This is a genomic window from Methylovorus sp. SPW-M1 (assembly GCF_053848825.1).
Genome location: NZ_CM132626.1, coordinates 1,250,073 through 1,276,668, shown reverse-complemented (window position 1 = coordinate 1,276,668; position 26,596 = coordinate 1,250,073). Strand labels below are relative to the sequence as shown.

Sequence of the window (26,596 nt, the reverse complement as noted above, 5' to 3'; positions counted from 1 at the left end):
CCTAGTCCCTGCCCGCCCGGCAGGGATTTTTACTTCATGCAGCCAGCGCTGCCCGGCTCAGGCAGCAAGCTGGTCGAACAAGCCCATGCCATAGGCGGTAAGTTCTGTGGTCCAGCGGCCTGCATCATCGCAATGCACCGTGACCACACCATGCTCGGCAAGACTGGTGAGATGGCGCTGCAAGGTGCTCATGCGCACGCTCAAGCGCTTGCATAAGGCGGCCATGGGAATGGTCTTGCGGCCGCGTTGCGTCTCAGCCAGCATGTCGCCGAGCAAGGCGCTCAGAAAGTATTCGACCTCCTGGGCCGTTTCTACCCTAAGCGGCTGCACGATGTGGCTCCATGATCACCGGTACTGATTTGGAAGTCGGCGTGTGCGAAATATCCGCTACGCTTTCCAGCGGTACCAGATTGTTGGTCTCTGGGTAATAGCCACCCAGGCAACCACGGGGAATGTCGTACTCCACCAGCAGGAAGCGGTCCGCGCGGCGGGTAATGCCATCCTGCCATACGCTCACCAAGTCAACGTATTCGCCAGCTTTCAGGCCTTGTTCGGCCAAGTCTTCCTTATTGACGAACACCACACGGCGCTCGCCGAAAATACCGCGATACCGGTCATTCAAACCATAAATCGTGGTGTTGTACTGGTCATGCGAACGCGTGGTCATGAGGTTGAACACCTTGTCGCCAAATTGTTCACGCGCCTTGTGGATAGGCAGATCGCGGGGAATGGCATGCACGCGGAACTCGGCCTTGCCTGTGGCAGTACGCCATACGCGGTCGTAAGACGGTACGGGCAGGCGGAAGCCACCTGGCACCTTGATGCGTTCGTTGTACTGGGCAAAATCTGGCAACACGCGCTCGATGTCATTGCGGATGCGGCTGTAATCTTCCACGTACCAGAGCCATGGGGTTTTGCTGTTTTTCAGCGTGGCATGGGCAATACCGGCCACAATCGCTGGCTCGGACTTCAGATGTGGCGAAGCGGGCTTGTTCATGCCGTAGGAGATATGCACCATGCTCATGGAGTCTTCTACTGTCACGCCTTGCGCGCCAGAAGCTTGCATGTCGACCTCGGTGCGACCCAGGCATGGCAGTATCAGCGCATCTTTGCCGTGTACCAGGTTGGTGCGGTTAAGCTTGGTGGAAATCTGCACGGTCAGGTCGCAATTACGCAGCCCCTGCCAGGTACGGTCGGTATCCGGCGTTGCAATCGAGAAATTGCCGCCCAGGCTGATGAAGACCTTGACGTCGCCATCCAGCATGCCACGGATAGCGCTCACGACGTCATGCCCATGCTTGCGTGGTGGCTCAAAGTTGTACACCGTGCCCAGGCTATCCAGGAAGGCGTTGGAGGGTTTTTCGTAGATACCAATGGTGCGATTGCCCTGCACATTGCTATGGCCGCGCATCGGGCACAGACCCGCGCCGGGCTTGCCGATATTGCCGCGCAACAGCATCAGATTGGTAATCATCTGAATAGTGGCCACGGAATGTTTGTGCTGGGTAATACCCATGCCCCAGGTGGCAATCACGCGCTCACCATTGGCATAGATAGTGGCCACGGATTCAATCTGCTCGCGGCTGACGCCAGACTCGACCAGGATAGGCTCCCAGCTTTCGGCGCGAATGTCGGCAGCAAAATTGTCAAAGCCGTGCGTATGTTGCTGCAGGAAATCCACATCCATGATGCGTTTGCCGCCAGTGGCAATCGCCTGATCATCCCATTCGATCAGGCATTTGATCATGCCTTTGACAAAGGCCAGATCACCACCCAGCTTGGGTTGAACATAAATCTCACTGATCTTGGTGCCGCCAAAAGTCACCATTTCAACGATGCTTTGCGGGTCGGCAAACTTTTCGAGGCCACGCTCACGCAATGGGTTGATGGAGACAATCTTGGCGCCACGGCGAGCACACTCGCGCAGCTCGCCCAGCATGCGAGGATGGTTGGTGGCCGGGTTATGCCCGAACAGCAACAAGGTATCGGTATGTTCAAAATCTTCCAGCGTCACACTGCCCTTGCCGATGCCAACCATTTCCGGCAGGCCAACACTGGTGGACTCGTGACACATGTTCGAGCAATCCGGGAAGTTATTGGTACCGAATTCACGGCCGAACAGCTGATAGAGGAAAGCCGCTTCGTTACTGGCACGGCCAGAGGTGTAAAACACGGCCTGATCGGCATGCGACAGCGTATTCAGCTGACGGCCAATCATGGCATAGGCTTCATCCCACTCCAGTGGGACGTATTTGTCGGTAGCGCTGTCGTAGCGCATGGGGTTGGTCAGGCGCCCCTGGTCTTCCAGCTTGAAATCGCTCCACTCCATGAGTTCCGCCACCGTGTGCTTGGCAAAGAACTCAGGGGTGACTCGCTTGGCAGTAGCCTCGGCAGCAACTGCCTTGACGCCGTTTTCACAAAATTCAAAGGTAGATGTGTGCTCTTTGTCAGGCCATGCACACCCGGGGCAGTCAAAACCGTCAGGCTGATTCTGCGACAGCAGGGTAATGACACCTTTCGCCGGAATGCGCTGATTTACCAGCTGAAAAGCCACATTTTTCAATGCGCCCCAGCCAGCAGCAGGGTGTGGATAATGGCGAACAACTTTGTTATCTGACATATGCGGGCAAACTTCCTGTTAACTCGATGATTCGGCTGCTTAAGAAGCCAGCAGCCGGATTTGGATATAGTTATCCTATGGGCATCGCGTCAGGATTGGCAGACACAGATAAAGGGAATTTTTACAGTACAGTTGTCAGCACAGATGGGCCATATACAACGCAGGCCAGCGAGAGACTGCTAGAAATTGCCACCGCGCTGAATGGGGATGGGCGGCTCTTGCATCAGCGCAACCTGCTCACGCAGCTCCAGAATGCGATCCTGCCAGTATTGCTGGGTATTGAACCAGCTGAAAACGCGCGGGAAAGCGGGGTCTGTCCAGCGCATGGCCAGCCAGCCCGCGTAATGGATTAGCCTCAGCGTGCGCAAGGCTTCGATCAGATGCACTTCTGCCGGATTGAAATCATAAAAATCCTCGTAGCCATCCAGCAAAGCCTGCAACTGCCGACGCATATCGTCCTGACTGCCAGACAACATCATCCATAAATCCTGAATGGCAGGCCCCATGCGGCTGTCATCAAAGTCGACAAAATGCGGTCCGGCATCGGTCCAGAGCACATTGCCCATATGGCAGTCGCCATGCAGACGAATATGCTCCACCCTGCCCGCCCGTTCAAAACATTCAGCCACGCCTTGCAGCGCCAACTGGATCACCGCACGGTAAGGCTGCTCAAGGTCCGCAGGGATAAAGCCATGCTCAAGAAGATACTCACTGGGCACCCGGCCAAAACTTTCAATATCCAGCGTGGGGCGGTGCACATAAGGCTGTTGCGCTCCCAGCGCATGAATACGCCCGATGAAGCGCCCCATCCATTCCAGCACTTCTGGCTGATCAAGCTCGGGTGAGCGCCCGCCGCGCCGGGCAAACACTGCAAAGCGATAACCGCGGTACTCAAACAGGGTTTTGCCATTGATCTGAATAGGCGGCACAGCAGGGATTTCCGCCTCCGCCAGTGACAGCAAAAATGCATGTTCCTCGTTGATCTGCTGATTATCCCAACGCTGGGGGCGGTAAAACTTGGCGACAACCGGCTGACCATCCTCAATGCCCACCTGATAGACGCGGTTTTCGTAACTGTTCAAGGCCAGCTGACGGCCATCCGTCTTCAGGCCCTGGCTTTCCAGCGCGTCCAGCACCAGGTCTGGACTAAGGTCGGAAAATGGCTCAGCGGCGGATATGGGTGTGTGGCTCATGTCGTCATTTTACATCCCGGGTCCAGGTTGCGGGTTTTAAGTCTGCGGTAGCGCAACGGCTTAGCCAGAAATGCATGCGGACGCAGTGGAAACAAAAAGGGGCTTGAACTCAGCCCCTTTTTGCACTCGCCATGCAGAGAATTGTTATTTCAGATAAGGCTTCAGCTTGGTCATGATCTGGCTGGCCTCAGGCTCAACATCACTGCTGTAGGCATACACCTGCTCGCCATTGGGCAATATCAGGTATTTGTAAAAATTCCACATAGGTGGCTCTTTGGTGATCGCCGCCAACTGCTTGTAGAAAAGATGCGCTTGCGGCCCCACCACAGAAGTCTTGCCTACCATGGGGAACTGCACGGCATAGGTCTGCTTGCAAAAGTCACCTATCTCCTTGTTGCTGATCAACTCCTGCTTGAAGTCATTGGAAGGAAAGCCAATGATCAGCAAACCACGTGATTTGTAATGCTTGTACATGGACTCCAGCTTTTCAAACTGCGGCGTGAAACCACATTTGCTGGCGGTGTTGACCACCAGAATGGGCTTATCCTGATAGTCGCAAAGGTTGATCTTCTCGCCCTGCAAGGTATTGAATTGATGGTTGTAAAGCTCGTTACACCCTCCTGCATATGCCATATTGCTCGCCACCCACAATAAAACTGCCACTAGATATTTCATTTTTCTCTCACTGGATTCATGAAGCCTGCGCAAACCGCTTTGCACCACCCTTCTTGTGACTGCATTTTATGCGGTTTGTTCTCTCGACCTGGCAGGATTATGGCATAAGCCCCATGAAGGCTGATACTTGGCATTGGGGAAGCGTCAGAAATTCATTGCGCCCAGGCAGAAACGCTGGCTGGCGCGCTCACACAGGCTGTAATTGCAGGATGGCGAAACGGCAGCGCGCAAAACAAAAAAGCCAGAGAATCTCTGGCTTTTTGCGATGCACACCCATGGAACTGGCTGAGGTGCTGTTGGCGGAAGGGGCGGGATTCGAACCCGCGTTAGGCTATTAGCCTAAACACGCTTTCCAGGCGTGCGACTTAAACCACTCATCCACCCTTCCGTAACGTGGAGGCGGATTATATATCAAGTCTGGCGGCTGTCCAAACCTAAAATGCAGATCGTCTGGATTTCAGCAGATAGGCGGCCACCTGCTCATCATGCCCTTTCACCAGAATCGTCCCACGACGCTCAAGGACATACTTTTCACGCAACAGCTGATAGCTCGCTTCTGAGACTTGTATTTCCCCGGCAAGCCCATATTGCTCCATGCGCCGGGCAAGATTGACGGCGTCACCCCACAGGTCGTAGCTGAATTTTGAGTGGCCGATCACGCCCGCCACCACCGGGCCGCTATTGATGCCGATGCGCATGGATAACGGCGTATCCAGCTGGGTGGAGATGGTCTGCAACAAGGCCTGCACCTCCAGTGCCATATCCGCTACCGCCTCGGCATGGTCAGCTCGCTCAATCGGAGCGCCACAGACCAGCATGTAGGCATCGCCTATGGTCTTGATCTTCTCCAGGCCATACTTGGCCGCCAAACGGTCAAATCCGGAAAATACCTCATTCAGCAGATCCAGCAATGCTTCCGGTGACAGATGCAAGGATAGCCGGGTGAAATCCACCAAATCCGCAAAGAGGATGGTCACATGCTCATACCGGTCAGCTATTTTCACCTCTCCGGCTTTCAGGCGTTCCGCGATGGACACCGGCAACAGGCTCAGTAAAAGCTTCTCCGAGCGTGCCTGCTCGTAAGACAGGGCTTCCATGAGCCTGGCTTTCTGCGATTGAAAATAGCGCAGAACGGTATACAGAATGCTGGCAACACCTGCCAGATTGATCAGGAAAAATATGCTTTTGGTCGTGGCTGGAATGGGTAATGCATAGCCCGCAAACAGGCTGTTCAGCTGCCAGGAAACCCCTGCCAGGATGAGAAACAGGGCAAACCATTGCGTGGATTGCGTTGCGCCCAGAATCATCATGGCGCCTACGGGCGACAGCAAGGCCCAGATCGCCATGCCACTGGAGGCTTCAAAGCCGCCAATAATCCATTGCATGAAAAAAGGCATGACCAGCAGCATGACGAGCTGGGTAAAGACGAAATAATCGAAGCGCTGCATACGGTAGAACAGCAGCAGACTGGCATAGGAGACGACCAGATAAACATAAGGCACTGCGGCCATGAGCGCGTAGCCATCGCCCAGGCCGGACAGGGTGTAAATCCAGAATATGCAGATCAGGCTTTCAGCCAGCACCAGAAAAAACAGAATAGCCTGGCCTAGCAGGCTGGCTGTCGGGCTTTGCAGCGTGGACCACATTCCCTTGATACGCCCTTGCCATGGTTGCTGAATGCTGAACATGCCAGATTTTTCGCGCACTTAACCCTTGAGATTCTTATTTATTTCATTGATTTATCTCCGCACTATAGCGCATGGATTAGGCATTATCTAGCTGGCTTGCCTCGATGACCGCCTCTATTTCGATTAGGGAATCCAGGCGTTTTGCGCTAGAATTATTTCCGGCGGGCCTCCCCGCATTGCAAAGTAGCGAACCTGGTCAGGTCCGGAAGGAAGCAGCCACAGTTATTGAAGCAAGTGCCGGGGGCTGGGCTCGCCACCGAATTCCCAGGGTTTGATCATGCAAGTGACATCCTCATGATCAAATTTCCGCTCTTACGCGAATGCGCTTTTTGGACTAAAGTTGTAGTCTCGCTAATCTAAGTAAACGCCTGCCTTATGAGTTATCAAGTTCTTGCCCGGAAATGGCGCCCAAAGCTGTTCGAAGCGCTGGTCGGACAGGATCATGTGGTGCGCGCACTGACCAATGCCCTTGAGCAACAACGTCTGCATCATGCGTATCTCTTTACCGGCACCCGCGGTGTGGGCAAAACCACGCTGGCCCGTATTCTCGCCAAATCCCTGAATTGCGAAACCGGCATTACCGCTCACCCTTGTGGCGTCTGCTCGGCCTGCGTGGACATTGACCGCGGCCGCTTCGTGGACATGCTGGAAGTGGATGCGGCCTCCAACACCCAGGTCGACAGCATGCGCGAGCTGCTGGACAACGCCCAATACGCCCCGACCGTAGGCCGTTTCAAGGTCTATATCATCGATGAAGTGCACATGCTGTCGCGCTCTGCCTTCAATGCCATGCTGAAAACGCTGGAAGAGCCCCCTGCTCACGTCAAGTTCATTCTTGCGACGACGGACCCGCAAAAGATGCCGGTCACCGTGCTTTCCCGTTGCCTGCAATTCAATTTGCGCCAGATGTCGACACCGGCGATTACCAGCCATTTGCAGGAAGTCCTCGCCAAGGAAAATATCCCTTCTGACAGCATTGCACTACAACTGATCAGTCGGGCTGCCAATGGCAGCATGCGCGATGCCCTCTCCCTGCTGGATCAGGCGATTGCCTACGGTGGCAATCGGGTAAATGAAAGCGAAGTACGCGCCATGCTGGGCGCCATCGACCAGAGCTACCTCTACGGCCTGCTGGATGCCCTGATTGCCCAGGACGGCCCCAGCCTGATGGCGCAAGCCAAAAGCATGGAAGAACGCAGCCTGTCATTTGATACCGCCCTGGCGGATCTGGCCCAGTTACTTCATCTGCTGGCCGTGGCACAAACGGTACCGGAAAGCATTCCCCTCGACCTGCCCGAGCGCACGGCCCTGCTGGATCTGGCCACCAAACTCCCGGCCGATAAGGTGCAGCTTTATTATCAGATTGCCCTGCTGGGCCGCCGCGATCTTGGTTTGGCCCCGGATGAGTTTGCGGGATTCACCATGTGCCTGTTGCGCATGCTGGCATTCAGCAATGAAAGCACCAGCAAGCCTGCGCCGACTGCGCCGGCCCCTTCTGGCAGCGATCGCCCTATCGCTCAACATGCAGGCAGTGCTGCCAGTGCGCTTGCTGCCGCCACCATGGCGAGATCAACGCCATCGCCCGCCGCGATTGCATCGCCCCCGATAGCCCCGGCAAAACCTGTGGCAGAAGCCACGATGGTCACCAGCAATGAGGCAGATGCCGCACCGGCACCTGTCCCAGCGGCTGCCACTCCCGCAGCAACCGTAGCTGAAACGCCAGCTGACGTCCCAACACATTCTCAGGTATCGTCGCCTGAACCGGCTTACACCACCGCATCGGAGCCTACGCTTGCATCATCCCCCGTGGAAGACAGCCTGCAGGAGGAGTTCGATGGTAATTGGCGCCTGTTGGTAGACAAGCTGAAACTCGGCCTGGCAAGGGCACTGGCGCAGCATTGCGAGTTGATTGGGCATACGGCAGACCGTCTTGAGCTACAAGTGCCGGAAGCACATAAACATTTGCTCGACCCGAATTATCAGGAAAAACTGAAAGCCGCGATTGAGGCCCACTTTGGCCGCAAGATGCATTTGCAATTCAGCATAGGCGGCGGCAACAACACGCCTGCGCATCAGATCAGCCAGGAAAAAGCCGAGTTGCAATCGCAGGCAGAGTCTTCCATCCAGCAAGATGGCTTTGTGCAGGCGTTAATGCGTGACTTTGGCGCGCAGATCATACCCTCCAGTATCAAACCCCTACAATAACCGCAGACGAAGGAGCATCCCATGATGAAAGGCGGCTTGGGCAACCTGATGAAACAGGCCCAGCAAATGCAGGAAAACATGAAGCGCGCGCAGGAAGAGCTGGCGCAGGTGGAAGTGGAAGGCCAGGCTGGTTCCGGCATGGTCAAGGTCACCATCACCTGTCGTAATGAGGTAAAAAGACTGCATATCGACCCCAGCTTGATGAGCGATGACAAGGAGATGCTGGAAGACTTGATCGTAACGGCGCTCAACGATGCCGTGCGCAAGGCCGAAGCCACCTCGCAGCAGCGCATGAGCGGTCTGATGCCTGCCGGCATGAAACTGCCTTTTTAATCCCACCGAAAAATCACTCAAGTCATGCGCAATCCGCCCGCCCTGGAGCAGCTTGTTGAGTCTCTGCGCTGCCTGCCAGGCGTAGGCCCCAAGTCCGCATTGCGCATGGCCTACCACCTTTTGCAGCGTGATCGCAGCGGTGCCAACGGCCTCGCCCAGGCGCTGCACAATGCATTGCAAGTCGTCACCCATTGCAGCTTGTGCAACACCTTCAGCGAAGATATCGTCTGCCCTCTATGCGCAGCGGATAACCGGGACCCCACTTTGCTCTGCGTGGTGGAAATGCCCACGGACCTGATGATGCTGGAGCAGACGCGCGTGTTTCAGGGCCGCTACTTTGTATTGATGGGCAAACTGTCCCCGCTCGATGGCATAGGCCCCAAAGAAATTCATCTGGAAAAACTGCTGAAACGTGCGCAGGATGGCGTGGTAGAAGAAGTGGTGCTCGCCACCAATTACACCGTGGAAGGCGAAGCGACGGCGCACTACATCAGCGAGTTGTTACGCTCGCGTGGCCTGAAGGTGAGCCGCATCGCACGTGGCTTGCCCATGGGCGGAGAAATTGAACATGTGGATAGCGGCACACTGGCGCAGGCCCTGATGGAGCGGCGCAGCGTTCGCTAATCGAGCCTGTATTTCAAAGCCGGATGTGCAAGCCGCCCTTGATTGATGCGGAAAACGACCCTGACAATCTGAAGCAACCCCGCCACCAGGCATAGTGGCATGCTGGATACCTCAGTTGATTAATGCAATCAAATCCAGCGGTTTATGAATGGTCGCATCCGCGCCCCACTGCTCGGGTTGATCCTGCTCATCGAGATAACCATACATTGCCAGCACGGTTTTCATGCCCGCAGTGCGTCCGGCTTCAATATCCCGCTCGGCGTCACCGATATAAAGACACTGCTGCGGCTTGACTGTCATCTGCTCACAAGCCAGCAACAAGGTATCGGGATATGGCTTGGCTCGGGCGGCATCATCTCCGCTAACGACACAGGCGGCACGGCTGCTCAAGCCCATGACCTGCATCATGGGCTCGGTAAACCGTCTGGGCTTGTTGGTGACCACGCCCCATTGCAAGCCCTGATTTTCTATATGGGCCAGCACTTCTGCCATGCCAGAAAAAAGTACCGGCGACCGGGCAAAAACCTCATCATAAAGCGCCAGATATTCAGCACGCATGGCGTCGAATTCAGGATCCTCCATGGTGATGCCAAATCCTTTATGCAAGAGGCCCCGACTGCCGTGCGAGGCAAACGGACGGATGTCATCCAGCGGCAAAGCTGGCAGGCCGTGCCGCTCGCGTTGCAGGTTAAGCGCATAGGCAAGGTCTGGTGCGGTATCCACCAGGGTACCATCGAGATCAAACAGAATAACGTCAGCCACGCTTACTTCACCGTATGCATGATGTAATTGACTGAAACATCCGTTCCCAGCGAGTAATGCTTGCGCAGCGGGTTGTAGCTCATCCCGCGCATGCCGCTAACCGTTAACCCAGCCTCCCTCGCCCACTCTGCCAGCTCGGATGGCTTGATGAATTTGGCGTACTCATGAGTGCCCTTGGGTAACATGTTCAGCACGTATTCGGCACCGATGACGGCAAACAGATACGATTTAGGATTGCGATTCAGCGTGGAAAAAAAGACATGTCCGCCTGGCTTTACTAGGGTAGCGCATGCACGTACCACGGCGGCAGGGTCAGGCACGTGCTCCAGCATTTCCATGCAGGTGACAACGTCGAATGACGCAGGCTGCTCCTGGGCAAGCGCTTCGACTTCGATCAGGCGATAATTCACGCTTGCACCGCTTTCAAGGCGATGTAATTCCGCGACTTTTAACGCCTTCTCGCCAAGATCAATACCGGTGACATCTGCGCCGCGCGCGCTCATGGATTCGGAGAGAATGCCACCTCCGCAACCAACATCCACCACGCGTTTACCCTGCAAACCGGCAAGCTCGTCTATCAATTGCAACCGCAGGGGATTAATGTCATGCAAGGGCTTGAATTCGCTGTTGGGGTCCCACCAGCGGTGAGCCAGCGTGGCAAATTTCTGCAGCTCTGCAGGGTCTACATTCACACCCGGAATGGACTGAGTTTTGGATACCATTGTGTCGTAATTTCCTTTAATTCTGCAGGTTCAACATGGGCATAGATACCTTCCTGATAGCAGAGTTCGCCAGCTACCCAGGTATGCGTCACGTGCTCGCGCCCGGCCACGTAAACCAGATGGGAAACGGGATCAAAACATGGATTGCAAATGGCGCTATCCATATCAATCGCCACCAGGTCAGCCAGCTTACCCGGCTCGATAGAGCCGATTTTATCGTCAAGCCCCAATGCGCGCGCACCATTTATCGTGGCCATTTCCAGGGCAGTGGTCGCAGGTACAACAGCCGCATCCTCGCTGGCCCCTTTCGCCAGCAATGCTGCCAGCCGCATTTCTGCAAACATGTCCAAGCGGTTATTGCTGGCGGCGCCGTCCGTCCCCAGGCCAACATTAATGCCAGTCTCAAGCATGGCAGGAACATTGGCAATCCCACTACCCAGTTTCAGATTTGATGCAGGGCAATGGGCTATATGGCAGCCGAACTCTTTCAGCAGGGTACGTTCCGCCTCATCCAGATGGACGGCATGCGCAGCTACCAGGCCGGGGCCCAGTATACCGAGATCTGTCATGCGCTGTATGGGCCTGATGCCGTATTGCGCAACGCTCTGATCAAGCTCGGTACGGGTTTCATGCAGATGGGTATGGATTCCCAGCCCCAGCTGCTCGGCATAGGTCATCACTTTCTCAAAGCTGCGGTCACTCATGGTGTAAGGCGCATGGGGCGCAAGGCTGCTGGTAATGCGTGAAGTTCCACGCCAGCCATCCCGCGCTTCCAGGCCTTTCAGCAGATAATCATCGGCATCCGTAGCGTAAGCCGATGGAAAATCCATCACCACCAGTCCGAGATGCGCACGTATGCCAGCCTGAATAACCGCCTCTGCCGCCGCATCCGGATAAAAATACATATCATTGAAACAGGTAACGCCACCTGCCAGCATTTCAGCACTCGCCAGCAAGGTCCCATCTCTGACAAAGCGCGGGGTAACAGCGGCGCGCTCTGCGGGCCAAATGTGATGTTGCAACCAATCCATCAGGGGCAAATCATCCGCCATGCCACGCATCAGGGTCATGGCAGCGTGTGTATGCAGATTGATCAAACCAGGCATCAGCGCATGGTGTTCCAGCCGGACCACTCGTGTAGCTTGAAAGGTCGCTCTGGCTTCTGCGGTTGGCAAGATAGCATGGATACTACCGTCATCATTAATCAGGACCGTTGTGTGCTCGAGCACCACGCCTTGTGGAATGACGGGTATAACCAACCGTGCCTCTATTGCCAGCGCTACTTCAGTTGTATTCATTGTTCAGCCCATAAAAAAGCCCCGCAAAGCGGGGCTTTTCAGTACGAAGATAACGTTTAGTTACCTGCGCGTTGTACTTCGATTTCTACCACAACACGGCGGTTAGGTTGCAAGCAAGCAATTGCCTTCTTGCCACGTACGCCTTGGCAATCAACCACTGGCTCAGCTTCGCCCTTGCCTACTGCGTGCAGACGGCTAGCTTCAATGCCTTGGCTTACCAGGTATTTCTTAACTGCATTGGCACGACGCTCAGACAGCTTCTGGTTGTATGCTTCATCGCCGATACGGTCAGTGTGACCAGTGATCAGCACCAGCTCAACTTCAGGATGAGCCTTCATCTTTTCAACCACGTCAGCGTTCAGAACCTTCTTGCCTTCTTCTTTCAGGTTGTCCTTGTCGAAGCCGAACAGCACTTCAGATTGCAGAGTCACCTTGTCGAAAGCAGCTGGAGCTGGACCAACTGGCTCTGGCTCAGCAGCAACAGGTGCTGGAGCAGGAGCTGGCTCTGGAGCAGCCACTGGAGTTGGCTCAACAGCGGCTACCTTTTCAGGAGCGCCAAATTTCCAGATCAGACCCAGGTTCAGGTAGTTGTTGCCGACAGTTTCCTTGTCGCCTTGAACTTCAGCACGGCTCCAAACGTGACGCAGGTCAGCCTGGAAGCCCAGACGATCGGTGAACAGGTATTGGAAACCCAGACCGGCATTGGCCATCCAGGAAGTGTTGCTGTCATCGTAACCAGCGGAACTAGGCTTGTAGTCAACGTTGTTACGTGCAGCGCCCAGACCAGCAAGCAGGAATGGACGGAATTTTTCGCGGCTGAACAGGTACAGAGCATCAACACCCAGCAGGGTTTGCTTGTACTTGCCACCTGTAAACTGCTTGGAGTCTTCATCAGCACGGTTATGGCTCAGGCCAACTTGCACATCCCAGTGCTCGCTCAGCTCTTTACCGAATTTCAGGAACCCACCTACGCTGGAATTCTCAGCCTTCAGGTCATTGTCAGCGTTCATGACGTTGATACCTGGCAGAGCGTACCAAGAACCTTGATAAGCTTCTTCTGCGCTAGCATGCAATGCAGCAAGACCCAAAACGCCAGCAACTGCAATGCTGATCAGATTTTTCTTCATATGGTTTAACTCCCGGTGACTGTAGATTTAAGACTTACTATACTTTAAAGCCAACTGTGCTTGCAAATGCTTAACCGCATAAACTACACAGCCAGCGCGCCTTTCAAGGCCATGTTGCAATTAAACAACATCTCTTGAACGGCAGCTGCACTTGTCGCAGATATTGTCTTCGTGCGATTTCCGTTCTGACATAACGCACTTCTGAAACCAAGGTAGTCAGGCTTCAAGGCTGCCAGAGTTTCAATATCCGACACCCTTAAAGAACCTGCCAACCCGCAGATCAGATCATTTGCCCTGGCCTCTTGCACAAAGGCGCGCAATTGAGGCAGGTCATGATGATCCAGAAGGCTGGAACCATTCTTGATAGCCGTATCCTGCATCACGCCATAAAACCCTGCCTCAGCAAATACCTCCAGAGGCAGAAACGTTTGCTGACTGTCAGCAAATAACACGGCGACCACTTTGGTTCCCGATCTGGCAATTGGCTTTATTGCTTCAATACATGCCAACTGCTCGCCTGCGAACATGCCAACCTTCACAATATCCACGCCAGTGGCGGCGACCGCCTGTATGGCAGCAAGCACTGGTTTTGGTTCCATAACCAGATCACCAATCGTAGCACTGATGGGTTTGCGACCATCAACATAGCGGACAATTTGTTCAATCACTTCAATGGGTAACGCCCCTAGCGCCCCCATCGCAGGATTTTTCAGATCAATAATATCGGCAAGAGATAAAACCAATTCGGTCTCTTGCAAACTATTGACGCTAGCCAACAACCGGCTCATTGCGGCTCCTTTGAATCACCAACGGCCAGGTGCTGGGCCACACGTTCTACCAGCCATTGCCAGGCCTCATGCTCACGCGGACCCGCCGTTTTTTCAATGGCGATTTTCAGATACTGCATTTCGGCTTCGATTTTTTCCAGCGGCAGCATGTGCAGTCGACTGACCAGCACCGCGAGCTCAACCACTGCCGCCTGGGCCCGGTTAAACCCACGAAATGCAGCATGTACTTCTTCATGCACCACGCGAAAATAAAGCAATGGGCGCTCGGCGTCTTCCACCACCTCTTCCAGCACCAACTCCCGGTGAGACAGCGCAGCTTCCAGCACATAGCCTTCAACCTGAGTGGCCTTTCTTACCGGCCATTCGCGATGACCACTCAGCGCGCCAGCAAACACACGCACATCATCGGTCAAGTTTAAGACAGCCGTGCGACGGGCGAGCAGATTGTCGAGACTGGTTGATGGACGAAAAGGCGCGATCAGAACAAAACCGTCCCGCTCCCTCACGCCAAAAGGCGCAATATGCGGAAGGCCCTGGGCGTCGGTGCTGATGACGATGGTTTCATGGATCATCTCTCCCGACTTCACCTGTTGATACTCTTGGATATTCATGACGTTCAGGATTTGTCCTTGCTGCGCTTTTCTTTCAGAGAGGCATCGCGGTGCGCCACTCTGGCTTCCGGGGCTTTTTGCACCGTATTGACGCCCCACTCCAGCTCTTCGTCCTGGCTGTAACGTTTTTTGAGCTGCCAGGCAATTTGCGCCCGGGCAAGCTCTACGCCTAGATAAAACGCATGGGAAGCGTCGTCATCGACTTTCAGATCAGGATACAGCGCAAAAGGATCAGTGGCGGTGAACAAGCCATCACGGTTGTAGATGTGCATGCCCTCTTCACTCACCTGAATGCGAAAGCTCGGATCCTTGATTTGCGCGGCCAACTCAGCGATTTCCTCAGCCGTGTAACCAAACGGACGGCGATCATGCAAACCCAGCAAGCCATTGCTGTAATCCCGGGGCAAGCGCCTGTCCTCGCGCGCAGCGTACATGACACGGCGTGCGATATCGGCTTCAGCCACGGCGTTTGTGGCGTGGGGACTGACCGAGGTAGCCAGTACGGCATTGATATTCAGCTCGGTAATAATGCCAAACAGGATGGCATTGATGCCTGTGGTATCGGCATCCGTCAGTTCTGTCAGATTTCCTACCCCCATCATGATGTCGATGTTGGGATATTTTTTGCGCAGGCGCTGATAGCGGACAATAGAATCTGTAAGGCCAAACGGAATGGGGTCGAGAATGGCATCAGCAATGAAGGGCCGACCTTTTTTCAGCATGCCCTCTACCGCCCGGTAAAGCGACGGCAAACTGCCGGACTTGGCGGGGATCAGCACCGGGGTAGAGCCCACTTCATCGGCAATCCACAAGCTGTGTTCGGTCAGGCTTAACAGATAATCCGCACCTGCCTTGCCTGCCAACAGCAAATCATCATGATTCAATGAGTCAACGCTGACAGAAAATCCCTGGGACTTCAGTGCCTGTATGGCATCTGCCAGATGCGGGAAAGGCGTATTGGGCAGGCAGCCAAGATCAATAACATCGGCGCCCTGATCGCGAAAATAAGCAGCGCGCGCCACAATGCCCTCAACCGTCAACTGAGGCGCTTCCACAATCTCGGCAAAAATGCGCACGGCATGCTGTGAGAGATCAGGCGCTTTTCCGCCGTGGCCAAAAAACTGGGGCAAATCTTTCAGGTCTTCCGGGCCGCGCTCCACAGGAATGCCGTATTTATCTTCCAGAATGCGCAGATCACCGCGACACAAGCCGGGGATCAGCATCCGGTCAGCATCCCCTGCATCCGGCAGGCGACGCACGATAAGCTCAGGGGTCATCAATGCGGCGACCGAAACGCCAATCTGCGCGACACGGTATTTGAAATCGGTAGGCTGCATGGCTTCCAGCACTTTGTGCAGGCTTTTTTCAGCCAGCTTGCCGGTCAGGAAGAGGAGTCTCTCAGCCATGCCAACCGCGTCTGGATTGCTGCTTGCAACTGGGGAATATCGCCCGCCACTGTGGTGTCGTCAAAGGTCTTCAGCTTTTCCATGTTTTCGAGGTCGATACGGCGTGGATACACCTTGACCATATGCTCACGCGGGGCTTCAGACTCCAGCTCCGGTGCAGTATCGCAGGCAAACACAATACTTGGCACCCGGCACTTGCCCGCCTGCGCAAAAATATTGGTGACCAGATTATCCGAAATGCCATACACCATTTTCGCCACGGTGTTGGAGGTGGCCGGCGCAACAACGACCGTGTGGTATGCGCCATGGTAGAACAGTTCGACCGGCACCGAGCTGGCCGTTTTATCCTGATACACACGCCCAACATTATGCTCGTAACCGTATTGCTTCAATATCTCGGCTGCCGCCTTGCTCAGGAACAAATCCACCTGATCCAGCGTATTGAGAATATCAATGCACTCGCGCAGATAATGCCCGGAACCGGTAATGGCCCACGCCAGGCGCTGCTCGTGAATGGGTTTCAAGCCTAGCCTCCGAAAGGATGGCGCAAGACAATGGTCTGATCGCGCTCGGGACCGGTGGATACGATAGCCACCGGCACTTCGCACAGGGTTTCCAGGCGCTTCAAGTAGTTGCGCGCATTGAGCGGCAACCCTTCCCAGGTGTTGATACCAAATGTGTTTTCAGTCCAGCCAGGCATGCGCTCATAGATGGGCTCGCAGCGCGCAAGGTCATCCGCACCCACCGGCAGAAGATCAATCACCTTGCCATCCAGCTTGTAACCGGTGCAGATCTCCAGTTCAGGAATACCATCCAGCACATCCAGCTTGGTAATGCACAAACCCGTCAGGCCATTGATACGGGCAGAGCGGCGCAAGGCAGCTGCATCAAACCAGCCACAACGACGCTTGCGCTTGGTGACGGTACCGATTTCGCGGCCTTTGTCCGACATCTGGAAGCCTGGGGTATCCAGCGTTTCGATATCCAGCTCGCTGGGGAATGGCCCGCCACCAACGCGCGTACAGTATGCTTTGGTAATACCCAGAACATAATCAAGCACCTGAGGACCGACACCGGTACCAGCGGCGGCCTGACCAGCCACGCAGTTGGAGGAAGTTACGTACGGATATGTACCATGATCAATATCCAGCAAAGTCCCTTGTGCACCTTCGAACAAGAGCTTGTCACCTGCCTGATTGGCAGCATACAAGGCAGCGGATACATCGCCCACCATCGGGCTCAGTTGATCAACGCGGCTTAATGCCTGATCCAGCTCAGATTGGTAATCCACGGCAGCTACGCCCAGGTATTTGGTCAACACAAAGTTGTGATACTCCATCACTTCGCGCAGCTTTTCGGCAAAACGCTCTGGGTAGAACAAGTCGTAAACGCGCAGCGCACGACGTGCCACCTTGTCTTCGTAAGTAGGGCCAATGCCCTTGCCCGTTGTACCGATCTTGATGTTTCGCGCAGCTTCGCGCGCTTTATCCATCGCCACGTGATAGCCCATGATCAGCGGGCAGCCTGGGCTGACCATCAGACGGTTGCGGACTTCCACGCCCACCGATTCCAGACCCTTGATTTCCTCAAGCAAGTGGGCAACATCCAGCACCACGCCATTGCCGATGTAACATTTGATGCCTTCACGCACGATGCCAGAGGGCACCAGATTCAGCTTGTATTCACGTTGTGCGGCGCCCTGCCCGATCACCAGGGTATGCCCGGCATTGTGACCGCCCTGAAAGCGCACCACACCCTGGGCGTGATCGGTCAACCAATCCACAATCTTGCCCTTGCCTTCGTCGCCCCACTGGGTACCAATAACGACTACATTCTTGTTCATCATGCGTTCTGCCAAAATAATTTAAATTTTAAGATTCATTCCATGCCCCCTCAGCCAACTGGCCCAGGAAATCAAGACGGCATGGCCTGCACTTCCCAGTGATCGCCCTGCTTTACCAGCTGACGGTCACATTGCAATTCATTTCGATGAGACTCGTGTCCAGGCAACTCCTGGATAACGATCTGCCCTTCTGCGCGCAAGGCATCCACTTTTGCAGTAAGCGCAGGATCGTGATCGTACGGTGCAAAAATGGCCTGTGCGATTTCAGCGGGTGGCAATGCCGTGACCAGACCACGCAGATCCAGGCTGAAGCCGGTGGCAGGCCGTGCGCGGCCAAAGGCAGAGCCTACTTCATCATAACGACCACCCAGCGCCAATGGGCCAGCGTAGCCCTGGGCATAGGCCGCGAAGACCATGCCACTGTGATAGTGATAGCCGCGTAATTCGGCAAGATCAAAGCAGACATTGACGTCCAGATCCTGCAATTGCTGAGCAACCTGTCGCAAATCGGCCAGCGCCGCTGCAATCGCGGATGTCGCTGGCAAGACCTGCACAGCACGTTCCAGAACGTCTGCGCCACCATTCAGCTCAGTCAGCACGCACAGGGCGGCAGAAGTTGTAGCGTCAAGGCCCGCTGTCAGATTTCGCACCTCTGCCTGATCCTTGCTCTGCAAGGCAGCATACAAGGCCTGCTCAAGTTCTGAATTAACGCCTGCCTGTCGCACCAGGTGCCGAAAAATACCCACATGACTGAAGTCCAGATGCAACTGCGTCACGCCAGCCAGCTTCAATGCTTTCACCATCAGGCGTTGCACTTCAATATCGCTTTCCACCCCAGCGTGACCGAACAACTCGGCGCCTAACTGCAAAGGCTCCCGGGTTTGGGCCAGGCCGCTGGGGGTAGTACGTAGCACACTACCGGCGTAGCACAGGCGCGACACACCCTGATTATTCAGCATGTGTGCATCAATACGCGCTGCTTGCGGCGTGGTATCGGCACGCACACCCATCAGGCGCCCGGTCAGCTGATCCACGACCTTGAATGTCGCAAGATCCAGATCATGCCCCACGCCGGTAATCAGCGACTCCAGATATTCCAGCAAAGGAGGAATCACAAACTGGTAACCGTGCACGGCAAACAGATCCAGCAATTGCCGACGCAAATGCTCCATGCGCGCTGCTTCTGCAGGCAGCACATCTTCTATGTATTCTGGTAAAAGCCAGTTACGCATAATGATTCTTTAGTGTTGAGGCGTGTTAACGGACATTACATGCTGTGACTGGAGTGGTGGGACGACCATACCCGCAACAGGAAGGCCTATATTGTAAACCACTCGCGGCTGCTTGCGAAACTCGGGCGCACGACCAGAGCTTCGAATGAAGGGAAAACGATGCCTCCACCTTTGCAGGTCTGGGCGTTAATTCTTGAAAAACAACAACAGCAACAGGCCGACACTCATGGAGACAAGGCCAACAAACCGTAGCTGGCCGTCTTTCAACTCCACCATGCGCTTGAAGGTATCGCGCCAGGCTTGCGGGGCCAGCAGGGGCAGAACCCCTTCCAGCACCAGCATGAGGCCCAGCGCAGTTACCAAGGTTGAGTTCAAGCCTTATTTCCGGGGAGAAGGACTGCGCAAGTACTTGAAGAAGTCAGAGTCTGGTTCCAGGACCATGACATCGTTCTTGCTCTTGAAGCTATTGCGATAGGCATCCAGGCTACGGTAAAACGCATAGAACTCGGGATTCTTGCCATAAGCCTGCGAGTAGATTTCCGAAGCTTTGGCATCACCTTCACCCTTGATGCGTTGTGCCTCACGGAAAGCCTCGGCAATGATGACCTCACGCTGACGGTCAGCATCGGCGCGGATTTTCTCGGCAGCCCCGGCACCTTGTGAGCGCAATTCGTTAGCTACGCGCTTACGTTCTGCTTCCATACGCTGATAAACAGATTCGCTGACTTCCTGAGGCAAATCGACACGGCGCAAACGCACATCCAGCACCTGAATGCCGTATTCCTTGGCATCGCGATCTGCACGCTGACGCAGGATTTCCATGATCTGCCCACGCTCACCGGAAACAACATCGTGTATCGTGCGTTTACCAAACTCGGCACGCAAACCATCATTCACTGTCTGCGAGAGACGACGCTCGGCCTGCAGCTCATCCCCTTTCACCGATACGTAGTATTTGGCAGGGTCAACAATGCGCCATTTAACGAAGGAATCCACCAGCACGTTCTTTTTCTCGCTGGTCAGAAAGCGGTCCGGCTCCACCCAGTTAAGGGTCAGAATGCGCTTGTCGAAGTACCGCACATTTTCGACAAATGGCATCTTGAAATACAGACCAGGCTCTTTTTTGACCGACACGATTTCACCCAGACGGAATACCAGCGCGTACTCACGCTGATCTACCGTAAACGCGGAGAGGCTAATCAACAGCAAAGCTGCGATAAGACCGATTAACACTGTGCTTAAGTTTTTCATGTTGTTCGACGCCCCTTATCGGCTTTCACGATCACGACTACGGAAGCTGTCGCGTGAACGCAGATTATTCAGGTCAATTTCAGGCAAGGTGCTGGCTGGTGTTGTCGTTGGCGCATTCAAGGATGGCGCCGCCGTCGGCGTGCCCCCTGTGTTGGCAAGAAGCTTGTCCAATGGCAGGTACAGCAGGCTGTTACCGCCCTTTTGATCAACAACCACCTTGCTCACATTGGAGAGAATCTGCTCCTGGGCATCCAGATAAAGACGCTGGCGTGTCACTTCAGGGGCGCGTTGATACTGGGTTAATACCTGCTCAAACCGGCTGGCATTACCTTGCGCTTCGTTCTCAACACGCAGCTTGTAACCAGCCGCCTCTTCCAGGAGACGTGATGCCGTACCACGCGCTTTTGGAATGATGTCGTTGGCATACGCCTGACCTTCATTTTTCTGACGTTCCAGATCCTGGCCAGCTTTCACCGCATCATCAAACGCAGCCTGCACCTGCTCGGGAGGTTGCGCGTTCTGCATGGTGACATTCACGACATTGATACCGGTGTTGTAGCGATCCAGGATTTCCTGCATCAGCTTCTTGGCTTCAACAGCCACTTCTTCGCGGCCCTCATACAAGGCAAAGTCCATTTTGCTCTTGCCGACAATTTCACGAATTGCAGTCTCGGCAATGCCGCGCACGGACTCTTCCGCAGAGCGGTTGTTGAACAGCGCCTCTTCCACATTCTTCAGGTTGTACTGCACGGCAAACTGCAGATCAATAATGTTCTCGTCATCGGTCAGCATCAGAGATTCGCGCAATTCCTTGCTACGGCCTGAACCACCTTCAGCGGAACGGTAACCCACCTCAATGGTGCGCACCTGCTCCATGTTGATGACGTCCACACTTTCAACCGGGTAAGGCATGTGCCAGCGCGGGCCGGGCAAGGTGGTTTCCACATGCTTGCCGAAGCGCAATACCACGCCGCGCGAGCCTTGGTCGACGATATAAAAGCCGGTGGCAAACCAGATCACGGCAATCAAGCACACGATAGGTAGCACAGGAATACCACTGCCTTCGGATTGTGGCGACTGACCGCCCTTGGGGGATCTGCCAAACAGGCCATTCAGCTTGCGGCTGAACTGGCGCAATACCTCGTCCAAATCGGGCGGGCCGTCATTATTGCGGTTGCCCCAACCGGGATCGTTAGCCATGAGTTACTCCGAAAATCAAAAAATCGTTTATGTGGGGACTACATCCGGCGAGCTGGTTTCCAGCTGATGCGCAAACAGCATTTGCTGATGTTCGCGCAAACACTGGCGTACCAGTTCCAGTCCTTCACCGGTCTTGGCAGAAATACGAATGCGGCAAATTCTACCATACTCATCCCGCTCCAATCCCGGCTCCAGCCCTGCCCGGTCAATCTGATTCAGCACCAGCACCTGGTGTACATGCTCGGCACCAATTTCTTCCAGCACCTTATTCACTTGCGCAATCTGGTCATCTCGCACCGGACTTGCAGCATCAACCACATGCAGCAGCAAATCCGCCTGCACTGCTTCTTCCAGGGTGGCACCAAACGCTTCCACCAGGGCATGCGGCAAGTGTTTGATAAACCCTACGGTATCCGAAAGCACCACCGGACCACCATCAGGAATATATAGCTTGCGCGAGGTGGTATCCAGCGTGGCAAACAATTGATCTGCTGCATACACACCAGATTGCGTGAGCCGATTGAACAAGGTGGATTTGCCCGCATTGGTATACCCAACCAGGGAAACTGACATGACCAGCGAGCGCTTGCGCGAGCGGCGTTGCATACCGCGCTGCTGCTTCAGCTTGGCAAGCTTTTCGCGCAATTGCTTCACGCGTATGCGCAACATGCGCCTGTCCAGTTCAAGTTGCGTTTCCCCTGGACCTCCGCGCACACCGATACCGCCTTTTTGGCGCTCCAAGTGTGTCCAGCCACGCACAAGTCGGGTGGATAAATGCTCTAGCTGGGCAAGCTCGACTTGCAGCTTACCTTCGTGGCTTTGGGCGCGCTGGGCAAAAATATCCAGAATCAAGCCAGTGCGATCCACTACCCGGCTTTCGAGCAAGCGTTCAAGATTGCGTTGCTGGGATGGACTCAAGTCGTGGTTGAAGACGGCTACCTGTGCCTCATGTGATTTCAGGGATTCAGCCAGCTCGTCTGCCTTGCCAGACCCAACGAAATACTTGGCATCCGGCTTGGGACGCTTGCCTTCAATGGTGGCCCGGATATCCATGCCAGCACTGATGGCAAGCTGCCTTAGTTCCTGCAAACTTTCTTCATATCCTGAATCGCCAAAATCAACACTGACGAGAACTGCGGCATCTCCGCCGCTGGGGCGATCAAACATTGCTAAAGGTCACTGCGCTTCCTGTTACTCGGCGGGAGTAGCGTGGGCTGATGGAATGCTGACTGCGCGGGCGGGAACAATAGTCGAGATGGCGTGTTTGTATACCATCTGGGTTACTGTGTTTTTGAGCAGGATGACATACTGATCAAATGAGTCTACCTGGCCTTGCAGCTTGATGCCGTTAACCAGATAAATCGAGACAGGCACATGTTCCTTGCGCAAGGTATTCAAGAATGGATCTTGTAGCATTTGCCCTTTAGCGTTCATTTTTTTGCTCCTTTTCCTTTTAATTTTGTAGTCGGCGGGAGTTTAATTATTCAAGCAAACTCTACGTGAAAAAAATTAGCTAATCTAGTGAAAGCTGGGATGAATTCCAGATTCCCGTATGTCTAGTTGGGGATGTTTTTCACACCTACAAGTAGGCTGTAGAAAATTCGCTAAACTTTATCTACTTTGCCGACCATGGCCTTACGACTGCGAGGCAGTCAAATTGTTCTCAAAAATTTAAAATTTGCCGCTTGTGGTGAGACTTTCCCGGATACGGGACAGTGTTTCATCCTTACCCAGCAGCGCCATGACAGCATCGATACTTGGCGACTGTGCCCCTCCGGTTACCATCACCCGCAAAGGCATGGCAATCTTGGGAAACTTGAGGCCGTTGTCCGATACCGTCGCCTGAATCACGTCATGAATACTTTCCGTGGTCCACGCAATATTCTCAAGCTTTGCTGCCATGCCGGCGAGCACAGGCAACACATCAACTGTTAAATGCTTTTCAGCCGCTGCCGCATCCGTCTCAGGCTTGCGGTAAAAATAGGCAATGCTGCTTGCGAGGTCATTCAGCGTATTGCTGCGCTCACGGTACAAGGCAATGACGCCCGCCAAGTCAGGTCCATTTGCCGTATCAACGCCCAGCGCTATCAGGCGCTGTTGAATATCGGCTGCGAGCAAGCTGATATCCGCCTGCTTGATGTAATGCGCATTCAGCCAGTTAAGCTTTTCCGTATTGAACTGGGCGGCAGATGGCGTGATGTGGTCAAGGTCAAACCATGCACAAAACTGCGCCATGCTGAATACTTCATCATCGCCGTGCGACCAGCCCAAACGGGCCAGATAGTTCAAGACCGCCTCAGGCAAATACCCATCTTCATGGTACTGCATGACACTGACTGCCCCATGGCGTTTGGACAATTTTTGTCCATCGTCGCCCAGAATCATCGACAAGTGGGCATATTGGGGAATCTGCGCGCCCAGGGCCTGCAGCATATTGATCTGCCGCGGCGTATTGTTGACATGGTCATCGCCACGAATCACCTGGGTAATACCCATCTCCCAGTCGTCCACCACCACACAGAAGTTATAGGTCGGGGTACCGTCAGCGCGGGCAATGATCAAGTCATCCAACTCTTCATTGGAAATACGGATTTCTCCCTTGACCAGATCATTCCAGACCACAGCGCCTGTTTGCGGATTTTTGAAACGCACGACAGGCGGCACGCCTGCAGGAGGCTCAGGCAATACCTTGCCCGCTTCAGGGCGCCAGCGGCCATCGTAGCGCGGCTTGATACCCTGCTGCATCTGTTGCTCACGCAATGCATCCAGCTCTTCCTTGCTGCAATAGCAGTAATACGCGTCACCGCTGCCCAGCAACTGCTGAATCACTTCCTTGTAGCGGTCCATACGCTGCATCTGGTAGAACGGACCTTCATCCCAGCTCAGTCCCAGCCAGGTCATGCCATCCAGAATGGCTTGCACGGCTTCCGGGGTTGAACGAGCCACATCGGTGTCTTCAATCCGGAGGATAAAACTGCCGCCATGCTTTCGGGCATATGCCCACGAAAACAAGGCGGTACGGGCACCGCCGATATGCAGGAAACCGGTAGGACTGGGAGCGAAACGGGTACGTACTGTCATGGAAAACGATCAATCAAATGAAAAGAGCGATTTTATCATGCCTGCCCTTTTCAATTCCCCTTATATGTACTTGGTAGAGGCTAATATTCCGCCTTGATTAGCAAGATAAGGCAGGGACTTAGATCCTTGAATAGCGACATTTCCATTCCCTCGGCATAAGCGCCGCAAATAAATCTCGCCTTGGTATTATTTGAGTGCAATTGTGGCTACAATAAAACCCGAATGGCATAAAAAATCCATATTGGGCGGCTATAACTCAGGGTAGGCACAGTGAATGAAGTCCATCATTAGAAGACTGATCACAAAAAAAGAAGCCACTACAGACGCAGGGCATCGTCAGTTTCTGAGCGAACTGCACGCGCTGGATGATATTGCCGCCCTGGAAGCCAGCACGCGTTTTCTTTCCGGATATAACGAAACAGACCGGGCAGCACAGCTGGCATTGCTGCATATTGATGAAGCCAACCATCCGCGGCTGGAAAAACTGCTGGATCAGTATGCGCGATTCGACAAGCTGCGCCCTGAACTGGAAAGCCGGATTGCCGAAGGCGGCTATTATTATCAGCGCCAGATTTTCCTGAGTTATGTTCAGCTGATCGAACTCCAGCAACTCAAATTACCACCGAATAACACGCCTCCACCCGAATCCTCACCCTACCAGATCAGCCTGATGTGTGGCCGCGCATTGCATGCCGGCCTCTGCATGATCAAACTGCGCTACTTTCAGCAACAGGCCGTTCCTGCCGCTGCCTGGCATCAAATGTTTCAGGTATACCGGCTTGCAGAGCGTCTTGGGCTGACATCCACGCCCTTGTCCATTTATGCAGATTGCCCGGAAAAATCGCTGGCAACCATGTTTGCCCAGATATGCATGCTGGATTCCATCAACCAATCTGGCATGAACCGGATACAAATTGAACTGACGTGGCAACTACTGACCAAGCTGCTGCGTAATGTACAAGTGGTAGATCATTACGAAGAACAGCATCATTTTTATTTCATCGATTTGCGCAAAGACCGCGGTGCACGCCGCATGCGCACGCTAGAACCCTCTCCTGAGTATCGCTACTGGTCCACAGATGATCTGTCGATGAGGATTGAATTGCTCAGCCATAGCCAGAATCTGCCGCAAGCCATGGCCAAGCTCGGGCTTTCAGAGTTTGCCAACAATCCGCATTTGAGCTCTCTGTTGCAGCAGCTTCAGTTTGACTGGTCAAAAAATGGCTATCGCCGCCAGCGCCGCAAGGAAGAGCGTCAGTCGACCCTGCTGGGCACCCGGGTCATATTGGGGCTGGATGCCATCTGCATGCATCTGCGCACCAAGGCCGACAAGCTGGCATTGCAGAACGCCTACCTGACCGAGAATGCCGCTCCACTGGAAGAACGGCTGGCCAAGCACAGCGTGAGACGAAGCACCACATTTTCGGCGCCTGAGCCCAGCCTGAAAAACCTGCGCTGGACGGTGACCGACATGAGCCCCAGAGGCTATGGGGCAACATTGGAGAAAGACAGCGAGAGCTCGCTGTCCCCCGGGATGATTGTGATCCTGTTGATGGAGGATCAAAAAGACGCCGGCATCATTGGCATTATCAAAAATGTCAGCGTGCTGGCTTCTGGCAAGAAACATATTGGCGTCGAGATTATCTCGCGCAATGCTCGCTGGGTGGCACTCAGCAATATGCAGGAGACTAACCCAGTCCTCACTAACGGTGCCTTGTCCGAGAGCCTGCCAGAGTTTTCCAGCCTCTACCTGCCACCTGAGGAAGGCCTGGCAGGGGAACCTACGCTGCTGGTACCACGCAGTCGCTTTCTGCCAGATGTCAGCTACCGTATCCGCAGCCTGAATGAAAAATCCTTCCAGCGGCTGGAAACCGTACTGGAAGGACGTCACGACTGGTTACGTGTAGGCTGCAGTAGCCTGACTCAGGCTTAAGTAA

Annotated in this window: 25 protein-coding genes, 1 tRNA gene and 1 other RNA gene; 5 read left to right on the top strand and 22 right to left on the bottom strand. The window is 54.4% G+C overall.

What is annotated here, in order from left to right:
* Positions 1-57 precede the first annotated feature (57 nt).
* The 6 genes from ACWWD9_RS05960 to ACWWD9_RS05935 all read right to left on the bottom strand — a co-directional run bounded on the left by ACWWD9_RS05960 (position 58) and on the right by ACWWD9_RS05935 (position 6,194).
* Positions 58-330, bottom strand: coding sequence for a hypothetical protein (locus ACWWD9_RS05960; RefSeq protein WP_015830260.1), 273 nt, complete (start codon positions 328-330; stop codon positions 58-60).
* Positions 317-2,620: an FdhF/YdeP family oxidoreductase gene (locus ACWWD9_RS05955; RefSeq protein ID WP_013442444.1), complete on the bottom strand. Its 2,304-nt coding sequence runs from the start codon at positions 2,618-2,620 to the stop codon at positions 317-319. The genes ACWWD9_RS05960 and ACWWD9_RS05955 overlap by 14 nt, the downstream gene beginning before the upstream one ends.
* A gap of 179 nt (positions 2,621-2,799) precedes the next feature.
* Positions 2,800-3,813 (bottom strand): serine/threonine protein kinase, encoded by a 1,014-nt coding sequence (locus tag ACWWD9_RS05950; RefSeq protein ID WP_455868015.1) that lies wholly within the window; start codon positions 3,811-3,813, stop codon positions 2,800-2,802.
* A 144-nt stretch (positions 3,814-3,957) separates the two neighbouring features.
* A complete protein-coding gene (locus ACWWD9_RS05945; protein WP_455868014.1) occupies positions 3,958-4,488 on the bottom strand; it encodes a glutathione peroxidase in 531 nt (176 codons plus the stop codon).
* Positions 4,489-4,785: 297 nt separating this feature from the next.
* Positions 4,786-4,876 (bottom strand) — tRNA-Ser (locus tag ACWWD9_RS05940).
* A 46-nt stretch (positions 4,877-4,922) separates the two neighbouring features.
* Positions 4,923-6,194, bottom strand: coding sequence for an adenylate/guanylate cyclase domain-containing protein (locus ACWWD9_RS05935; RefSeq protein ID WP_455868013.1), 1,272 nt, complete (start codon positions 6,192-6,194; stop codon positions 4,923-4,925).
* Between the two features lie 142 nt (positions 6,195-6,336).
* Between ACWWD9_RS05935 and ffs the strand changes: the two genes are divergently transcribed.
* From ffs to recR, 4 genes are all read left to right on the top strand, one after another.
* An RNA gene (ffs, locus tag ACWWD9_RS05930) (signal recognition particle sRNA small type) lies at positions 6,337-6,434 on the top strand.
* A 117-nt stretch (positions 6,435-6,551) separates the two neighbouring features.
* The gene (gene dnaX / locus ACWWD9_RS05925) at positions 6,552-8,381 is read left to right on the top strand and encodes a DNA polymerase III subunit gamma/tau (RefSeq protein WP_455868012.1); all 1,830 of its coding nucleotides are present in this window, start codon (positions 6,552-6,554) and stop codon (positions 8,379-8,381) included.
* 24 nt (positions 8,382-8,405) lie between these two features.
* Positions 8,406-8,714 carry a YbaB/EbfC family nucleoid-associated protein gene (locus ACWWD9_RS05920; protein ID WP_202943926.1) on the top strand — a complete coding sequence of 103 codons (309 nt, stop codon included), beginning with the start codon at positions 8,406-8,408 and terminating at the stop codon, positions 8,712-8,714.
* Between the two features lie 24 nt (positions 8,715-8,738).
* On the top strand, positions 8,739-9,338 hold the full coding sequence (recR, locus tag ACWWD9_RS05915; RefSeq protein WP_013442452.1) for a recombination mediator RecR: 600 nt from the start codon (positions 8,739-8,741) through the stop codon (positions 9,336-9,338).
* Positions 9,339-9,449: 111 nt separating this feature from the next.
* On the opposite strand, the gene ACWWD9_RS05910 is transcribed toward recR, so the two are convergent.
* From ACWWD9_RS05910 to gltX, 16 genes are all read right to left on the bottom strand, one after another.
* On the bottom strand, positions 9,450-10,100 hold the full coding sequence (locus tag ACWWD9_RS05910) for an HAD family hydrolase (RefSeq protein ID WP_455868011.1): 651 nt from the start codon (positions 10,098-10,100) through the stop codon (positions 9,450-9,452).
* Positions 10,101-10,102: 2 nt separating this feature from the next.
* The gene (gene ubiG, locus ACWWD9_RS05905) at positions 10,103-10,822 is read right to left on the bottom strand and encodes a bifunctional 2-polyprenyl-6-hydroxyphenol methylase/3-demethylubiquinol 3-O-methyltransferase UbiG (RefSeq protein ID WP_455868010.1); all 720 of its coding nucleotides are present in this window, start codon (positions 10,820-10,822) and stop codon (positions 10,103-10,105) included.
* Positions 10,789-12,120, bottom strand: coding sequence for a TRZ/ATZ family hydrolase (locus tag ACWWD9_RS05900; RefSeq protein ID WP_455868009.1), 1,332 nt, complete (start codon positions 12,118-12,120; stop codon positions 10,789-10,791). Before ACWWD9_RS05900 ends, ubiG begins: the two co-directional genes overlap by 34 nt.
* 56 nt (positions 12,121-12,176) lie before the next feature.
* Complete coding sequence (locus ACWWD9_RS05895; protein ID WP_013442457.1) at positions 12,177-13,247, bottom strand: OmpA family protein; 1,071 nt, start codon at positions 13,245-13,247, stop codon at positions 12,177-12,179.
* Between the two features lie 83 nt (positions 13,248-13,330).
* Positions 13,331-14,035: a (5-formylfuran-3-yl)methyl phosphate synthase gene (locus tag ACWWD9_RS05890; RefSeq protein ID WP_455868008.1), complete on the bottom strand. Its 705-nt coding sequence runs from the start codon at positions 14,033-14,035 to the stop codon at positions 13,331-13,333.
* The gene (locus ACWWD9_RS05885; RefSeq protein WP_041362735.1) at positions 14,032-14,607 is read right to left on the bottom strand and encodes a DUF447 domain-containing protein; all 576 of its coding nucleotides are present in this window, start codon (positions 14,605-14,607) and stop codon (positions 14,032-14,034) included. The genes ACWWD9_RS05890 and ACWWD9_RS05885 overlap by 4 nt, the downstream gene beginning before the upstream one ends.
* Before the next feature lie 44 nt (positions 14,608-14,651).
* The gene (locus ACWWD9_RS05880) at positions 14,652-16,052 is read right to left on the bottom strand and encodes a DUF6513 domain-containing protein (RefSeq protein ID WP_013442460.1); all 1,401 of its coding nucleotides are present in this window, start codon (positions 16,050-16,052) and stop codon (positions 14,652-14,654) included.
* Complete coding sequence (locus tag ACWWD9_RS05875; protein WP_013442461.1) at positions 16,028-16,576, bottom strand: flavoprotein; 549 nt, start codon at positions 16,574-16,576, stop codon at positions 16,028-16,030. Before ACWWD9_RS05875 ends, ACWWD9_RS05880 begins: the two co-directional genes overlap by 25 nt.
* 2 nt (positions 16,577-16,578) lie before the next feature.
* On the bottom strand, positions 16,579-17,895 hold the full coding sequence (locus ACWWD9_RS05870; protein ID WP_190274900.1) for an adenylosuccinate synthase: 1,317 nt from the start codon (positions 17,893-17,895) through the stop codon (positions 16,579-16,581).
* Between the two features lie 71 nt (positions 17,896-17,966).
* Positions 17,967-19,127: an ATP phosphoribosyltransferase regulatory subunit gene (locus ACWWD9_RS05865; RefSeq protein ID WP_455868007.1), complete on the bottom strand. Its 1,161-nt coding sequence runs from the start codon at positions 19,125-19,127 to the stop codon at positions 17,967-17,969.
* A gap of 186 nt (positions 19,128-19,313) precedes the next feature.
* Positions 19,314-19,502 carry a DUF2065 domain-containing protein gene (locus tag ACWWD9_RS05860; protein ID WP_455868006.1) on the bottom strand — a complete coding sequence of 63 codons (189 nt, stop codon included), beginning with the start codon at positions 19,500-19,502 and terminating at the stop codon, positions 19,314-19,316.
* A 3-nt stretch (positions 19,503-19,505) separates the two neighbouring features.
* Entirely contained in the window at positions 19,506-20,378 is an 873-nt protein-coding gene (hflC, locus tag ACWWD9_RS05855) for a protease modulator HflC (RefSeq protein WP_013442465.1), read from the bottom strand.
* Between the two features lie 15 nt (positions 20,379-20,393).
* The gene (hflK, locus tag ACWWD9_RS05850; RefSeq protein ID WP_455868005.1) at positions 20,394-21,578 is read right to left on the bottom strand and encodes an FtsH protease activity modulator HflK; all 1,185 of its coding nucleotides are present in this window, start codon (positions 21,576-21,578) and stop codon (positions 20,394-20,396) included.
* 27 nt (positions 21,579-21,605) lie between these two features.
* Positions 21,606-22,745, bottom strand: a complete 1,140-nt coding sequence (hflX, locus tag ACWWD9_RS05845) for a GTPase HflX (protein WP_013442467.1) — start codon at positions 22,743-22,745, stop codon at positions 21,606-21,608.
* 24 nt (positions 22,746-22,769) lie between these two features.
* Entirely contained in the window at positions 22,770-23,012 is a 243-nt protein-coding gene (hfq, locus tag ACWWD9_RS05840; RefSeq protein ID WP_013442468.1) for an RNA chaperone Hfq, read from the bottom strand.
* Between the two features lie 237 nt (positions 23,013-23,249).
* Positions 23,250-24,659, bottom strand: a complete 1,410-nt coding sequence (gene gltX, locus ACWWD9_RS05835; protein ID WP_455868004.1) for a glutamate--tRNA ligase — start codon at positions 24,657-24,659, stop codon at positions 23,250-23,252.
* A gap of 274 nt (positions 24,660-24,933) precedes the next feature.
* On the opposite strand from gltX, the gene ACWWD9_RS05830 reads away from it, so the two are divergent.
* The gene (locus ACWWD9_RS05830; protein ID WP_455868003.1) at positions 24,934-26,592 is read left to right on the top strand and encodes a hypothetical protein; all 1,659 of its coding nucleotides are present in this window, start codon (positions 24,934-24,936) and stop codon (positions 26,590-26,592) included.
* Positions 26,593-26,596 lie beyond the last annotated feature (4 nt).